The organism is Pseudomonas sp. UW4 (assembly GCF_000316175.1).
Lineage (GTDB): Bacteria > Pseudomonadota > Gammaproteobacteria > Pseudomonadales > Pseudomonadaceae > Aquipseudomonas > Aquipseudomonas laurylsulfatiphila.
In genome coordinates this window covers 1,414,134-1,428,360 of sequence record NC_019670.1, presented here as the reverse complement: position 1 = coordinate 1,428,360, position 14,227 = coordinate 1,414,134, and the positions used below count along the sequence as shown (strand labels likewise).

Annotated in this window: 12 protein-coding genes and 1 pseudogene; 3 read left to right on the top strand and 10 right to left on the bottom strand. The window is 60.7% G+C overall.

Going from position 1 to position 14,227, the window contains the following annotated elements; all coding sequences use genetic code 11:
* Both emhB and emhC read left to right on the top strand, forming a co-directional pair.
* Positions 1-3,162 carry an efflux RND transporter permease subunit EmhB gene (emhB, locus tag PPUTUW4_RS06200; RefSeq protein WP_015093855.1) on the top strand — a complete coding sequence of 1,054 codons (3,162 nt, stop codon included), beginning with the start codon at positions 1-3 and terminating at the stop codon, positions 3,160-3,162.
* Positions 3,162-4,622 (top strand): efflux RND transporter outer membrane subunit EmhC, encoded by a 1,461-nt coding sequence (gene emhC / locus PPUTUW4_RS06195; protein WP_015093854.1) that lies wholly within the window; start codon positions 3,162-3,164, stop codon positions 4,620-4,622. The genes emhB and emhC overlap by 1 nt, the downstream gene beginning before the upstream one ends.
* Positions 4,623-4,769: 147 nt before the next feature.
* Here emhC and PPUTUW4_RS06190 read toward each other — a convergent pair whose 3' ends face one another.
* Positions 4,770-5,255, bottom strand: coding sequence for a hypothetical protein (locus PPUTUW4_RS06190; RefSeq protein ID WP_015093853.1), 486 nt, complete (start codon positions 5,253-5,255; stop codon positions 4,770-4,772).
* A 390-nt stretch (positions 5,256-5,645) separates the two neighbouring features.
* Between PPUTUW4_RS06190 and PPUTUW4_RS06185 the strand changes: the two genes are divergently transcribed.
* Positions 5,646-6,905: an OprD family porin gene (locus tag PPUTUW4_RS06185; RefSeq protein ID WP_015093852.1), complete on the top strand. Its 1,260-nt coding sequence runs from the start codon at positions 5,646-5,648 to the stop codon at positions 6,903-6,905.
* A gap of 123 nt (positions 6,906-7,028) precedes the next feature.
* Here PPUTUW4_RS06185 and pcaC read toward each other — a convergent pair whose 3' ends face one another.
* The 9 genes and pseudogenes from pcaC to PPUTUW4_RS06145 form a co-directional block, all read right to left on the bottom strand.
* Complete coding sequence (pcaC, locus tag PPUTUW4_RS06180) at positions 7,029-7,421, bottom strand: 4-carboxymuconolactone decarboxylase (RefSeq protein ID WP_007976697.1); 393 nt, start codon at positions 7,419-7,421, stop codon at positions 7,029-7,031.
* 10 nt (positions 7,422-7,431) lie between these two features.
* Positions 7,432-8,223 (bottom strand): 3-oxoadipate enol-lactonase, encoded by a 792-nt coding sequence (gene pcaD / locus PPUTUW4_RS06175; RefSeq protein ID WP_015093851.1) that lies wholly within the window; start codon positions 8,221-8,223, stop codon positions 7,432-7,434.
* A 12-nt stretch (positions 8,224-8,235) separates the two neighbouring features.
* Positions 8,236-9,600: a 3-carboxy-cis,cis-muconate cycloisomerase gene (locus PPUTUW4_RS06170; RefSeq protein ID WP_015093850.1), complete on the bottom strand. Its 1,365-nt coding sequence runs from the start codon at positions 9,598-9,600 to the stop codon at positions 8,236-8,238.
* Positions 9,601-9,684: 84 nt separating this feature from the next.
* A pseudogene (locus PPUTUW4_RS30120) lies at positions 9,685-9,771 on the bottom strand (hypothetical protein); the annotation flags it as partial.
* A gap of 129 nt (positions 9,772-9,900) precedes the next feature.
* A complete protein-coding gene (gene pcaG / locus PPUTUW4_RS06165) occupies positions 9,901-10,467 on the bottom strand; it encodes a protocatechuate 3,4-dioxygenase subunit alpha (protein WP_015093849.1) in 567 nt (188 codons plus the stop codon).
* Between the two features lies 1 nt (position 10,468).
* The gene (gene pcaH, locus PPUTUW4_RS06160; protein ID WP_007976686.1) at positions 10,469-11,173 is read right to left on the bottom strand and encodes a protocatechuate 3,4-dioxygenase subunit beta; all 705 of its coding nucleotides are present in this window, start codon (positions 11,171-11,173) and stop codon (positions 10,469-10,471) included.
* Positions 11,174-11,210: 37 nt separating this feature from the next.
* The gene (gene pcaF, locus PPUTUW4_RS06155; protein WP_177325094.1) at positions 11,211-12,416 is read right to left on the bottom strand and encodes a 3-oxoadipyl-CoA thiolase; all 1,206 of its coding nucleotides are present in this window, start codon (positions 12,414-12,416) and stop codon (positions 11,211-11,213) included.
* The gene (locus tag PPUTUW4_RS06150) at positions 12,413-13,192 is read right to left on the bottom strand and encodes a CoA-transferase subunit beta (RefSeq protein WP_015093847.1); all 780 of its coding nucleotides are present in this window, start codon (positions 13,190-13,192) and stop codon (positions 12,413-12,415) included. The genes pcaF and PPUTUW4_RS06150 overlap by 4 nt, the downstream gene beginning before the upstream one ends.
* Positions 13,192-14,049: a CoA transferase subunit A gene (locus PPUTUW4_RS06145; protein WP_007976681.1), complete on the bottom strand. Its 858-nt coding sequence runs from the start codon at positions 14,047-14,049 to the stop codon at positions 13,192-13,194. The genes PPUTUW4_RS06150 and PPUTUW4_RS06145 overlap by 1 nt, the downstream gene beginning before the upstream one ends.
* Positions 14,050-14,227 lie beyond the last annotated feature (178 nt).

Below are 14,227 nucleotides of genomic sequence, written 5' to 3'. Positions count from 1 at the left end.
ATGTCGAGATTTTTTATCGACCGTCCGATTTTCGCCTGGGTAATTGCCCTGGTGATCATGTTGGTCGGGGCACTATCGATCCTGCGCTTGCCGATCAACCAGTACCCGAGCATTGCGCCTCCGGCGATCGCCATTTCCGTGACTTACCCGGGTGCTTCGGCACAAACGGTTCAGGACACCGTGGTTCAGGTGATCGAGCAACAGCTCAACGGTATCGACAACCTGCGTTATGTCTCGTCGGAAAGTAACTCCGACGGCACCATGACCATTACCGCGACCTTCGAGCAAGGCACCAACTCCGACACCGCACAGGTTCAGGTGCAGAACAAGCTGAACCTGGCCACCCCGCTGCTGCCGCAGGAAGTGCAACAGCAAGGTATCCGCGTCACCAAGGCGGTGAAGAACTTCCTGCTGGTGATCGGCGTGGTGTCGCGTGACGGCAGCATGACCAAGGACGATCTGTCCAACTACATCGTGTCGAACATGCAAGACCCGATCTCGCGGACCGCCGGTGTCGGTGACTTCCAGGTGTTCGGTTCGCAATACGCCATGCGTATCTGGCTCGACCCGGCCAAGTTGAACAACTACAACCTGACCCCGATCGACGTCAAGACCGCCATCGCGGCGCAAAACGTCCAGGTGTCGTCCGGTCAGCTCGGCGGCCTGCCTGCCCTGCCCGGCACCCAGTTGAACGCGACGATCATCGGCAAGACCCGCCTGCAGACCGCGGAGCAATTCGACAAGATCCTGCTCAAGGTCAACAAGGACGGCTCCCAGGTTCGCCTCAAAGATGTTGCCGAAGTCGGCCTGGGTGGCGAGAACTACAGCATCAACGCCCAGTTCAACGGCGCCCCGGCTTCCGGCCTGGCGGTGAAACTGGCCACCGGTGCCAACGCGCTCGATACCGCCAAGGCCCTGCGCGCGACCATCGACAACCTCAAGCCGTTCTTCCCGCAAGGGATGGAAGTGGTGTTCCCGTACGACACCACGCCGGTGGTGACCGAGTCGATCAAAGGTGTGGTGCACACCCTGGTCGAAGCGATCGCGCTGGTGTTCCTGGTGATGTTCCTGTTCCTGCAAAACTTCCGCGCCACCGTGATCACCACGATGACCGTGCCGGTGGTATTGCTCGGTACATTCGGGATCCTCGCGGCCGCCGGTTTCAGCATCAACACCCTGACCATGTTCGGTATGGTGCTGGCCATCGGCTTGCTGGTGGACGACGCCATCGTCGTGGTGGAAAACGTCGAACGGGTGATGAGCGAAGAAGGCCTGTCACCGAAGGAAGCCACCAAGAAGTCCATGGGCCAGATCCAGGGCGCACTGGTCGGTATCGCCCTGGTGTTGTCGGCGGTTCTGCTGCCAATGGCGTTCTTCAGCGGCTCCACCGGTGTGATCTACAAGCAGTTCTCGATCACCATCGTTTCGGCCATGGCCCTGTCGGTACTGGTTGCGCTGATCTTCACCCCGGCGCTCTGCGCCACCATGCTCAAGCCGATTCCGAAAGGCGAGCACGGCGTACCCAAGCGTGGTTTCTTTGGCTGGTTCAACCGCAATTTCGACCGCGGCGTGCGCGGCTACGAACGCGGTGTAGGCAATATCCTGCAGCGCAAGATCCCGTACCTGCTGGCGTACCTGCTGATCGTGGTGGGCATGATCTGGCTGTTCACCCGCATTCCAACGGCGTTCCTGCCGGAAGAAGACCAGGGTGTACTGTTCGCCCAGGTGCAAACCCCGGCCGGCTCCACAGCCCAGCGTACCCAGGTGGTCGTGGATGAAATGCGTGAATTCCTGCTGCGCCCGGGCAAGGATGGCGGCGAAGGCGATGCGGTGAACTCGGTGTTTACCGTGACCGGTTTCAACTTCGCCGGCCGTGGCCAGAGTTCGGGTATGGCGTTCATCATGCTGCGTCCGTGGGACGAACGTAACGCCGACAACAACGTGTTCAAGGTGGCGGCCCGTGCCCAGCAGCACTTCTTCACCTTCCGCGATGCCATGGTGTTCGCCTTTGCACCGCCGGCGGTACTGGAGTTGGGTAACGCCACCGGTTTCGACGTGTTCCTGCAGGACCGCGCCGGTATCGGCCACGAAAAACTGATGGAAGCGCGCAACCAGTTCCTTGGCATGGCCGCACAAAGCAAGATCCTGTCTCAGGTGCGTCCGAACGGCCTGAACGACGAACCGCAATACCAACTGGAAATCGATGACGAGAAGGCCAGTGCCCTGGGCATTACCATCGCCGACATCAACAACACCCTGTCGATTGCCCTGGGCAGTAGCTACGTCAACGACTTCATCGACCGTGGTCGGGTGAAGAAGGTTTACGTGCAAGGCCAGCCAGGCTCTCGAATGGGCCCGGAAGACTTGCAGAAGTGGTACGTGCGCAACGCCCAGGGAACCATGGTGCCGTTCTCGGCATTCGCCAAGGGCGAGTGGATCTACGGTTCGCCGAAACTGGCCCGTTACAACGGCGTGGAAGCGATGGAAATCCTCGGCGCCCCGGCACCGGGTTACTCCACCGGTGAAGCCATGCTCGAAGTCGAAGCCATTGCCAGGAAGCTGCCGGCCGGTGTCGGTATTTCCTGGACCGGCCTGTCGTACGAGGAACGTCTGTCCGGTTCGCAAGCGCCGGCGCTGTACGCCCTGTCGCTGCTGATGGTGTTCCTGTGCCTGGCGGCGTTGTATGAAAGCTGGTCGATTCCGATCGCGGTGATGTTGGTGGTACCGCTTGGGATCATCGGTGCACTGATGGCCACCAGCCTGCGCGGCTTGTCCAACGACGTGTACTTCCAGGTAGGCCTGTTGACGACTATCGGTCTGGCGGCGAAAAACGCCATTCTGATTGTCGAATTTGCCAAGGAACTGCACGAACAGGGGCGTAGCCTGCGCGACGCGGCAATCGAAGCCTGCCGCATGCGTCTGCGACCGATCATCATGACCTCCCTCGCCTTCGTTCTGGGCGTGGTACCACTGGCGATATCCACGGGCGCAGGTTCGGGTAGCCAGCATGCGATCGGTACCGGCGTGATCGGCGGTATGATCACGGCCACTGTGCTGGCGATCTTCTGGGTCCCGCTGTTCTTCGTCACCGTGTCGTCCATTGGCCAGCGTAAGATTGCCGACCAGGATGACGCTACTGAAACTCCTAAAGAGGCTGGCTAATGAGCAAGTCGCTACTCTCCCTGGCAGTCGCCGCCTTCGTGCTCGGTGGCTGCTCGCTGATACCTGATTATCAGCAGCCTGAAGCACCGGTGGCGGGGCAATACCCGCAGGGCCCGGCGTATTCGCCGGCCCAGGCACCGGCGCAAGCGGCGGCCGAGCAGGGCTGGAAGCAGTTTTTCCATGACCCGGCGCTGCAACAGCTGATCCAGGTCGCCCTGGAAAACAACCGTGACCTGCGTGTCGCAGCCCTGAACATCGACGCCTTTGCGGCTCAGTACCGCATCTCCCGCGCCGACCTGTTCCCGGCCGTTTCGGCCAACGGCACCGGCAGCCGTCAGCGCCTTCCGGCTAACGCTTCGCAGACCGGCGAAGCCGGCATCACCAGTTCCTACTCGGCAACGGTTGGCGTCAACGCCTACGAACTCGACCTGTTCGGTCGGGTTCGCAGCCTGAACGAGGAAGCGTTGCAGAAGTACTTCGCCACCGAAGAAGGCCGGCGCAGCACGCAACTCAGCCTGGTGGCCAGCGTCGCCAACGCCTACCTGACCTGGCAGGCCGACAAGGAACTGCTGAAAGTCACCCAGGACACCCTCGCCGCGTTCGAGGAGAGCTACAAGCTCACCGCGCGCAGCAACGAAGTGGGAGTCGCCTCGGCACTGGACCTGGCGCAGTCGCGGACCTCGGTGGAAAACGCCCGTGCGCAACTGGCCCGTTACACCCGCCAGGTCGCCCAGGATGAAAACAGCCTGGTACTGCTGTTGGGTACCGGCGTCCCGGCCAACCTGCCAGCGGCCAAACCGTTGAACGACGATCTGTTGGCCGAAGTACCGGCCGGCCTGCCGTCGGACTTGCTGCAACGTCGTCCGGACATCCTCCAGGCCGAGCACAACCTCAAGGCGGCCAACGCCAACATCGGCGCGGCACGGGCAGCGTTCTTCCCGAGCATCAGCCTGACCGCCAACGCCGGGACCCTGAGCCCGGACCTGTCCGGCCTGTTCAAGGGCGGTTCGGGTACCTGGCTGTTCCAGCCGCAGATCAACCTGCCGATCTTCAACGCCGGCAGCCTGCGCGCCAGCCTGGATTACTCGAAGATCCAGAAAGACATTGGTGTGGCGAACTACGAGAAGTCCATTCAAACGGCCTTCCAGGAAGTCGCCGACGGCCTGGCCGCACGCGGGACCTATACCGACCAGGTACAGGCACAGCGTAATCTGGTCAGCGCCAACCAGGACTACTACCGCCTGGCCGAGCGTCGTTATCGCATCGGTGTCGACAGCAACCTGACGTTCCTCGATGCCCAACGTCAGCTGTTCAACTCCGAACAGAATCTGATCACCGATCGCCTGGCGCAGCTGATCAGTCAGGTCAACCTGTACAAGGCACTGGGTGGTGGCTGGAACGAACAGACGGCGAAGAACGAGCCGCTGAAGGAAGAAGCACCGAAGATGAAGATGTTCTGATCTGGCAATACCAAAAAACCCACGCCATTGAGCTATATGTGCTCCATGGCGCGGGTATTTATTGGCACTCGCCTTGAGCAGCCAACACACTTACCCATATCAACTTCACAACTTCAACATACCGAACAAATCAAAAAACCCGCACTTTCACGACATTAATTTCGGCACTTTGATCGAAAAACTCTGACAGAAAAATTCTACTTTCCGCTCAAATCCAACACCCATCTCTGTATATTCAAATTCAAAATACCCGTCGATTTCATCAAAATCATCTCCTGGAGTAATGAGCGTGACATTTAGCGTCCCGACCTTGTCCGATTGAGAATGTCCCTTAGAACCATCCCAAAGGAACGTCGCCTCCACATCACTAGGGTTCTTCATATCAATAACGTATGTTTTTCCTTGCTCGAGCTTGTCACCTCTGAGAGTCAACTCCATATCGATTCTGCTGTCCTCTACGAGCAGAAAAAAATAGGCGGGGTCCTTGATCCAATAAAAATATAAATCCGTCGCTCCAACACCAATAGTTCCTTCGTCTTGAACCCTGAGAATTCCATTCAACCTTCCCGATATAGGCGGTACATCTCCCCTATCAGTAACTGGCCATCCTTTCTCCGACCTTGAAATCTTCATGGCAATCTCCTGTTTAAAGCGTTAGTTAATCACCCTTGGGCAACACGATAAAAACCTAACTCATGAAATTCCTCACGACAACTATCAGGTCTAATGGTTGACAACAGCCCACACACATGAAACTTGAAAAATCGAAACAAATACTAATTCGCACGAACACACTTTCGTTCGATAATCGCCCAAAACCTGCTTTCGCTGATTGAACCATTCAGTACATTCCACGCACCATCCGAACCACAAAACCAATAACAACAGGTTCGACGCCATGCCCCCGCGCCCTGCCCTCCCCGGCTGATTCGCTTCGCTTTTCATGATTTCGACTGTTCGTCTGCAACCCGCGGGTTGCGGCATCACCGCGTTTCATCCCCAAGAATTAGAGAGACCCGACCCATGACGCCTACTCCCGCGCCGTACTTCGTTCCCAGCCTGATTGCCATTGCCCTCGCCTGCGCGGCCCTGCCCGCCAGCGCCGAGGAATCGGGTTTTGTCGAGGGCGCCAAGGTCAACCTGAACCTGCGCAACTTCTACATCAATCGCAACTTCACCAACCCGACCAAGGCCCAGGGCAAGGCTGAGGAGTGGACGCAGAGTTTCATCCTCGATGCCAAATCCGGGTTCACCCAGGGCACTGTCGGCTTCGGCATGGATGTGCTGGGTTTGTATTCGGTGAAGCTCGACGGCGGCAAAGGCACCGGCGGTACGCAACTGCTGCCGCTGGACCATGACGGCCGCCCGGCGGACAACTTCGGCCGCACCAACGTGGCGTTCAAAGCGAAGCTGTCCCAGACAGAAGTGAAGGTTGGCGAATGGATGCCGGTGCTGCCGATCCTGCGTTCGGACGATGGTCGTTCGCTGCCGCAAACCTTCCGTGGCGGTCAGATCACCTCGAAAGAAATCAACGGACTAACGTTGTACGGCGGCCAGTTCCGCGCCAACAGCCCGCGCGATGACAGCAGCATGAGCGACATGTCGATGACCGGCAAAGCTGCGTTCACCTCCGACCGCTTTAACTTCCAGGGCGGTGAGTACGTGTTCAATGACAAGCGCACCCAGATTGGTCTGTGGAACGCCGAGCTCAAGGACATCTACAGCCAGCAATTCGTCAACCTGATCCACAGCCAACCGCTTGGCGACTGGACCCTGGGCGCCAACCTGGGTTTCTTCTACGGCAAGGATGACGGCAGCGCCCAGGCCGGCGAGCTGGACAACAAAACCCTGTACGGTTTGTTCTCGGCCAAGTACGGCGGCAACACCTTCTACGTCGGCCTGCAGAAACTCACCGGCGACAGCGCCTGGATGCGGGTCAACGGCACCAGCGGCGGCACTCTGGCCAACGACAGCTACAACTCCAGCTACGACAATGCCCGGGAGAAATCCTGGCAAGTACGCCACGACTACAACTTCGCCGCCCTTGGCGTACCGGGCCTGACCCTGATGAACCGCTATATCAGCGGCGACAATGTGCACACCGGCAACATCACCGACGGCAAGGAATGGGGACGTGAATCGGAACTGGGCTACACCGTGCAGAGCGGCGTGCTGAAAGACTTGAATCTGAAATGGCGCAACTCGACCATGCGCCGGGATTACAGCAATAACGAGTTCGATGAGAACCGGTTGATCATCAGCTATCCGATCAGTTTGCTGTAAACACAAAACAAATGTGGGAGCGAGCTTGCTCGCGATGGCGGTGTATCAGGCGACATCAATAGTGAATGTGCCGACGCCATCGCGAGCAAGCTCGCTCCCACAGGTTGTTCACCGTTTTACCGCTTACTCCCGCGACTCGACCCCCAACTCATCCCACACCGACTCGGCCAGGTGGAAAGTCGCATTGGCCGCCGGAATGCCGCAGTAGATAGCGCTCTGCATGATCACTTCCTTGATCTCGCCACGACTCACGCCGTTGTTGGCGGCGGCGCGCAGGTGCAGTTTGAGCTCGCCCTCGCGGTTCATACCGATCAGCATGGCGATGGTGATCAGGCTGCGGGTATGGCGCGGCAGGCCCGGGCGGGTCCAGATGTCGCCCCAGGCGTGGCGGGTGATCATCTCCTGAAACTCCGAGTTGAACTCGGTCAGGGTCGTCAGGCTGCGATCGACATGCGCGTCTCCAAGGACCGCGCGACGGACCTTCATGCCCTCGTCATAACGTTGTTTTTCGTCCACGAGAATCCCCTCAATCAGCCAACAGAAACGCCAGCACACGCTCGCTGAACGCATTGCCTGCCTGGACGTTGGACAAATGCGCGGCGTAGAACTCGGCGTACTCGGCCCCGCGCACATGCTCCTGAATGAAATGCCCACCGGATGGCGGCGTCACCGCGTCTTCGGTCCCGGCAATCACCAGCAACGGCGCCTTGATCGAGGACAACCGATCGCGGAAATCGGCATCACGCACCGCCGCGCAATTGGCCGCATAGCCTTCGGGCGAAGTGGCCGCGAGCATGTCGGTAATCTGCTTGGCCGCCGCCGGGTTGGCGGCAGAGAAGTCCGGAGTGAACCAGCGGGCAATCGAGGCATCGCGCAAGGCAACCATGGCCGCCTGGCCATCACGCAGGACCATTTCGATACGCGGGTTCCACACTGTCGGATCGCCGATTTTCGCTGCAGTGTTGCACACGATCAGCTTGTTCAGGCGCTCGCTGGCATTGATCCCCAGCCACTGGCCAATCAGCCCGCCCATGGACAAGCCACAGAAATGTGCGCATTCGATGTGCAAGGCATCCAGCAAGGCGAGCACGTCGTGGCCCAGTTGCTCGATGCTGTAAGGCCCCGGTGTCACCAATGACTGGCCATGGCCGCGAGTGTCAAAACGCAACACGCGAAAATGCTTGGAGAACGCCGGGATTTGCGCGTCCCACATGTGCAGGTCGGTGCCCAAAGAGTTGGACAGCACCAGCACCGGCGCATCGACCGGTCCATCCAGTTGATAATGCAGTTCGCCCTCGGCGAGTTGTACAAAAGCCACAGCAATTCTCCTTCAGGCAGTCAATGCAGAATGTTCGGCCACCGCCCGCTCGACCCAGGTTTGGGCCTGGCCGAGGTAATGGGCAGGGTCCAGCAGACGATCGAGTTCAGCCGCCGACAGCTCGGCGGTCACATGCGGTTCGTCGCCGAGCACCGCACGCAGGTGACGCTGTTCGGCCACCGCGCGTTTGCAGCAGCGTTCGAGCAGATGGTGTGCGGTATCGCGGCCGACCCGTTGGGCGAGGACGATGCTCACCGCTTCGGCGAGCACCAGGCCCTGGGTCAGATCGAGGTTGTGCGCCATGCGCCCGGCATCCACTTCCAGTCCCTGGGCGATCAGCAAAGCTTGCTGCAGGCTGCCCGACACCAGGCAGCAAATCTCCGGCAGGGTTTCCCACTCGGCATGCCACAGTCCGAGACTGCGCTCGTGTTCCTGGGGCATGGCGCTGAACAGTGTCGAGAGCAAACCGGGTACACGCGTCGCCGCGCCGATCAACACCGCCGCGCCCACCGGATTGCGCTTGTGCGGCATGGTTGAGGAACCGCCCTTGCCCGGCGCCGAAGGTTCGAACACTTCGGCGGCTTCGGTTTGCATCAGCAGGCTGACGTCGCGACCGAGTTTGCCGAGACTGCCGGCGATCAACCCGAGCACCGCGCCGAACTCCACCACGCGATCGCGCTGGGTGTGCCACGGTTGCTCGGGCAAGGTCAGTTTCAGCTCTTCGGCCAGTGCCTGGGCAATCGGCATGGCCTGCTCGCCAAGTGCCGCGAGGGTGCCGGACGCACCGCCGAATTGCAGCACCAGCAAACGCGGTTTCAATTCGGCCAGGCGTTGGCGACTGCGGGTCACGGCGCCCAGCCAACCGGCGATTTTCATGCCGAGGGTCACCGGCGTTGCATGTTGCAACCAGGTGCGCCCGGCCAATGGTGTGGTCGCGTATTGCCGGGCCTGGGACGCGAGGACATGTCCCAGCTGCGCCAGATCACTTTCGATCAGCTCCAGCGCACGACGCAATTGCAGCACCAGGCCGCTGTCCATCACATCCTGGCTGGTCGCGCCCAGATGCACGTAACGCTCGGCCTCGGCATTCTGCGCAGCGATCTGCTTGCCCAGCGCCTTGACCAACGGAATCGCCGAGTTACCCGCCGTGGCAATCGCCTCACCCAACGCCGCAAAGTCGTAGAGCCCGGCGCTGCAAGCCGCCTCAATCGGCGCGACTGCACTCGATGGTATCAAGCCGACTCGCGCTTGTGCCCGGGACAGTGCCGCTTCGAAATCGAGCATGGCCTGGACCCGCCCCTGATCGCAGAACACTTCACGCATATCGCGGGTAGTGAAATAGGCATCGAATAATTGATTGCCCGGTCGCTGGTTCATAAGCAGTTCCTGAAGGCGCGGGCCTTTGCGACCCGCGCATGAAGATCAAAGATCGTGATGCAGATACTTCGCCTGTTTCGGCAAGAAGTCGAACCATTCGACCAGATTGCCGGACGAGGCACCGACGATGGCGAAGATCCGCTTGCTGAGCTCCTCACCGGTGTATAGCGGTGGTCGTTGTCATTGTTTTTCACTCAACGGAGACAGTCAGAGTCTAGACACGCCTTGCAACAGCCCCGTTCCACAGATAGATCGGCAACACAAATCCACCGCCGCTCCCACAGGTTTTGCGGTGTTCATTCAATAATCGAAGAACACCGTCTCCGCATCAGTGCCTTGCAGAATCACATTCCACTGATAGACACCCGACGCATCCTTCCTGGCCAGCAAGGTACCGCGACGCTCGGCCGGCACGCATTCCAGCAGCGGATCGTTCACGTTGGCCGCCTCACCCTCAAAGTAGATCCGTGTCAGCAGGTGCTTAACCAGACCACGGGCAAACACCAGCACCACCAGGTGCGGTGCCTGAGTCGTGCCTTTGAGCCCCTCGACCGTTCCCGGCTTGATGGTAGTGAAACGAAAACGCCCTTCGGCATCCACCGGCACCCGGCCAAAGCCTTCGAAATTCGGGTCCAGGGGTTTTTCCTGGTCGTCCTCCGGATGGTCATACTTGCCCGCGGCGTTGGCCTGCCAGACTTCCAGCATCGCGTCGTTGACGATGTCGCCATTGCCGTCGAGCACTTGCCCGGTGATCGCCACGCGCTCGCCCAGGGTTTGTTCGACGGTCAGGTCTTCGCGGTTCAGCCAGGTCAGGCCGATGTGGTAGTACGGCCCGACGGTGTGGGACGTGGTCGCAGTCAGCGTCATCTTATTTCTCCATCGGCGTGGCGTCGCGGCCGCGCAAAACGATGTCCCAGCGATAACCGAGGGCATAGGACGGGATGGTTTTTTCCAGATCGAACGAGGCAATCAAGCGCTCTTTGGCGCGGGTATCAGGCACGCAGTTGTAGATCGGGTCGTACGCCAGCAGCGGGTCGCCCGGGAAATACATTTGCGTCACCAGGCGCGTCAGGATGCTCGGCCCGAACAGCGAGAAGTGGATGTGCGCCGGACGCCAGGCGTTGTGGTGGTTGCCCCACGGATACGCACCGGGCTTGATGGTCTGGAACTGGTACCAGCCATCGGCGTCGGTCACGGTACGGCCGGTGCCGGTGAAGTTCGGGTCCAGGGGCGCATCGTGCAGGTCGCGGGCATGGGCATAGCGACCGGCGGCGTTGGCCTGCCAGATCTCCACCAGAATCCCCGGAACCGGCAGACCGTTTTCGTCCAGCACGCGGCCGTGAATGATGATGCGCTCGCCCTGTGGCTGACCTTCGTGCTGAGCGGTGAGGTCATTGTCCTTCTCGTTGACGCGCTCGGCGCCGACGGTTGGCCCGGTGATTTCCGACAACGAATGGGGCAGAAACACCAACGGCTTGGACGGCGAGCGCAGGTTGGTGGATTGATAGGTCGGATGCAGGTACTCCGGCTGAGTACCCTCCTGCGGGCGACGGTAACCAGGCTTGTCAGTCATTACTCTTTCCTCAGTTCTTATTAGCCGACAGGGTGTGTCAGACCCGTTCGATTGCCAAAGCCAGACCCTGGCCGACACCGACGCACATGGTCGCCAGTCCTTTCTTGCCGCCGGTCTTTTCCAGCTGATGCAACGCCGTCAGTACCAGACGCGCACCACTCATGCCCAACGGATGGCCCAAGGCAATAGCGCCACCGTTCGGGTTGACCTGGGCGGCATCGTCGGCGATCCCCAGTTCACGCAGAACCGCCAAGCCCTGGCTGGCGAAGGCTTCGTTGAGTTCGATCACATCGAAATCGCTGACTGCCACGCCGAGGCGCTCGGTCAGTTTGCGCACCGCGGGCACCGGACCGATGCCCATCACCCGCGGTGCAACTCCGGCGCTGGCCATGCCCAGCACTTTGGCGCGGGCGGTCAGGCCGTGTTTCTTCACGGCTTCGGCCGAGGCCAGGATCAATGCGGCGGCACCGTCGTTCACACCCGAGGCGTTGCCGGCGGTGACGGTTTTGTCGGGGCCGTTGACCGGTTTCAGTTTGGTCAGGGCTTCCAGGGTGGTGTCGGCGCGAGGGTGTTCGTCCTGGCTGACCACGGTTTCACCCTTCTTGTGGGCAATCCGCACCTCGACGATTTCTTCGGCGAAGTACCCGGCAGCTTGCGCGACGGCGGTGCGCTGCTGGCTGCGCAGGGCAAAGGCGTCCTGGTCTTCGCGGGAGACGTTGTAATCGTCGGCCACGTTGTCAGCGGTCTGCGGCATCGCGTCCACGCCGTACTGGGCTTTCATCAGCGGGTTGATGAAGCGCCAGCCGATGGTGGTGTCTTCGAGTTTCATGTTGCGCGAGAACGCCGCGTCAGCCTTGCCCATCACGAACGGTGCGCGGGACATCGACTCGACGCCGCCGGCAATCGCCAGCTCCATCTCGCCGCTGGCGATCGCGCGGAACGCGGTGCCGATGGCATCCATGCCCGAAGCGCAGAGGCGGTTGAGGGTCACGCCGGGAATGCTTTGCGGCAGCCCCGCCAACAGCAGCGCCATGCGCGCGACGTTGCGGTTGTCTTCGCCGGCCTGGTTAGCGCAGCCGAGGAACACCTCGTCCACGGCGCTCCAGTCCACCGACGGGTTGCGCTCCATCAAGGCCTTGATCGGCACGGCGGCCAGGTCATCGGCACGCACCGTCGACAGACCGCCGCCGAAACGGCCGATGGGGGTACGAATCGCGTCGCAGATATAAACGTCACGCATCACGCTTCTCCGGGGGCTTGGCCGTGGGCCGCTGCGGTACGGGCTTCGAGATCGCGCAGAGCGGTCAGTTCGACGTCGGTCGGCTCGGCGGTTTGCTCAACGTTGTCGGCAAAACGGATTGCCCAACCGGTGGCGGCGACTACTTGCTCGCGGGTCACACCCGGGTGCAGTGCAGTGACCACGAACTCATGGGTGCCGGCTTCCGGCTCCATGATGCACAGGTCAGTAATGATGCCGACCGGACCGGCACCTGGCAGGCCGAGACGCTTGCGCGAATCGCCGCCCTCGCCGTGGCCGACCGAGGTAATGAAGTCGAGCTTGTCGACAAAGGAGCGCGCCGACTGCTTGAGGATAATCAACACGCTCTTGGCGGAACCGGCAATCTCCGGCGCGCCACCGGCGCCTGGCAGACGCACTTTCGGCGCGTGGTAATCGCCGACCACGGTGGTGTTGATGTTGCCGAAACGGTCAACCTGCGCCGCGCCGAGAAAGCCGACGTCGATGCGCCCGCCCTGCAGCCAGTAGCGGAAAATCTCGCCGGTCGGGACCACGGTGTCGGCGGTTTCCGCCAATTCACCGTCACCGATCGACAGCGGCAATACGCTCGGCTTGGCACCGATCGGACCCGATTCGTAGATCAATACCACATCAGGCGAAGACGTCAGGCGCGCCAGGTTGGCCGCTTTCGACGGCAGGCCGATGCCAACGAAGCACACAGAACCGTTCTTCAAGCGGCGAGCGGCGGCGACGGTCATCATTTCATTGGTGGTGTAAGTCATTACTTCGCCTCCGAAGCGGCGGCCAGTTTGGCCTGGAACTCGCTGAAGTCAGCGCTGCCGTGGATGTATTCGTTGATCCACGCGGTGAAGGTTTCACGGTCGCGGGCAATCGGGTCCCAGGCCTGGTAGAAACGGTTGTCGCGTTCGGTGTAACCGTGGGCGTAGGACGGATGCGCACCGCCAGGTACGTGGCAAACCGCGCTCAAGGCCCAGGTCGGCAGCACGCAGGCGTTCATCGGTGCATTGAGGTCGTCGACGATCTCTTCAACGGTGACAATGCAACGCTTGGCTGCCAGTGCGGCTTCTTTCTGCACCCCGAGAATGCCCCAGAGCAGCACGTTGCCTTTGCGGTCGGCTTTCTGTGCATGGATCACGGTGATGTCCGGGCGCACCGAAGGCACGGCGGCGAGCACTTCGCCGGTGAACGGGCAGGTGACGGACTTGATCAGCGGGTTGACCTTCGGCAGGTCGGAACCGGCGTAGGCTCGCAGCACCGCGAACGGCAGGCCGGAAGCACCGGCGACGTAGGCATTGGCCAGGTCGGCATGGCTGTGCTCTTCGATTTCCAGCGGGTGCGGCCACTGTTTCTCGACGGCGTCACGCAGTCGATGCAGGGAACCGACACCCGGGTTGCCGCCCCAGGAGAAAATCAGCTTGCGGGCACAACCGGCACCGATCAACTGGTCGTAGATCAGGTCAGGGGTCATCCGCACCAGGGTCAGGTCTTTCTTGCCCTGGCGAATGATTTCGTGACCCGCGGCAGTCGGGATCAGATGGGTAAAGCCTTCGAGTGCGACCGTATCGCCGTCGTTCACGAATTGCTTCACCGCGTCGTGCAGCGAAAGAATTTCAGCCATTGGGGCAGGCTCCCGTTTGTTGTTAACCGACAGTGGAAGAAGGCGCCGATGCGCAGCGCCGGAATGACTGAAGGTTAAGCCTGTGCAAAACACCAAACAATCCGATAATCGACTAACCGTTCGATAATCGAACATATTGTTACTCGACTACCGATCCCCCAAAACTTCGCGAGCAAGG

Excerpts from the sequence above, each read along its gene's own strand:
- PPUTUW4_RS06150 (WP_015093847.1), bottom strand. The coding sequence starts at position 13,192 with ATGACTTACACCACCAATGAAATGATGACCGTCGCCGCCGCTCGCCGC.
- emhB (WP_015093855.1), top strand. The coding sequence starts at position 1 with ATGTCGAGATTTTTTATCGACCGTCCGATTTTCGCCTGGGTAATTGCC.
- PPUTUW4_RS06145 (WP_007976681.1), bottom strand. The coding sequence starts at position 14,049 with ATGGCTGAAATTCTTTCGCTGCACGACGCGGTGAAGCAATTCGTGAAC.
- PPUTUW4_RS06185 (WP_015093852.1), top strand. The coding sequence starts at position 5,646 with ATGACGCCTACTCCCGCGCCGTACTTCGTTCCCAGCCTGATTGCCATT.
- pcaG (WP_015093849.1), bottom strand. The coding sequence starts at position 10,467 with ATGACGCTGACTGCGACCACGTCCCACACCGTCGGGCCGTACTACCAC.
- PPUTUW4_RS06170 (WP_015093850.1), bottom strand. The coding sequence starts at position 9,600 with ATGAACCAGCGACCGGGCAATCAATTATTCGATGCCTATTTCACTACC.
- emhC (WP_015093854.1), top strand. The coding sequence starts at position 3,162 with ATGAGCAAGTCGCTACTCTCCCTGGCAGTCGCCGCCTTCGTGCTCGGT.
- PPUTUW4_RS06190 (WP_015093853.1), bottom strand. The coding sequence starts at position 5,255 with ATGAAGATTTCAAGGTCGGAGAAAGGATGGCCAGTTACTGATAGGGGA.
- pcaH (WP_007976686.1), bottom strand. The coding sequence starts at position 11,173 with ATGACTGACAAGCCTGGTTACCGTCGCCCGCAGGAGGGTACTCAGCCG.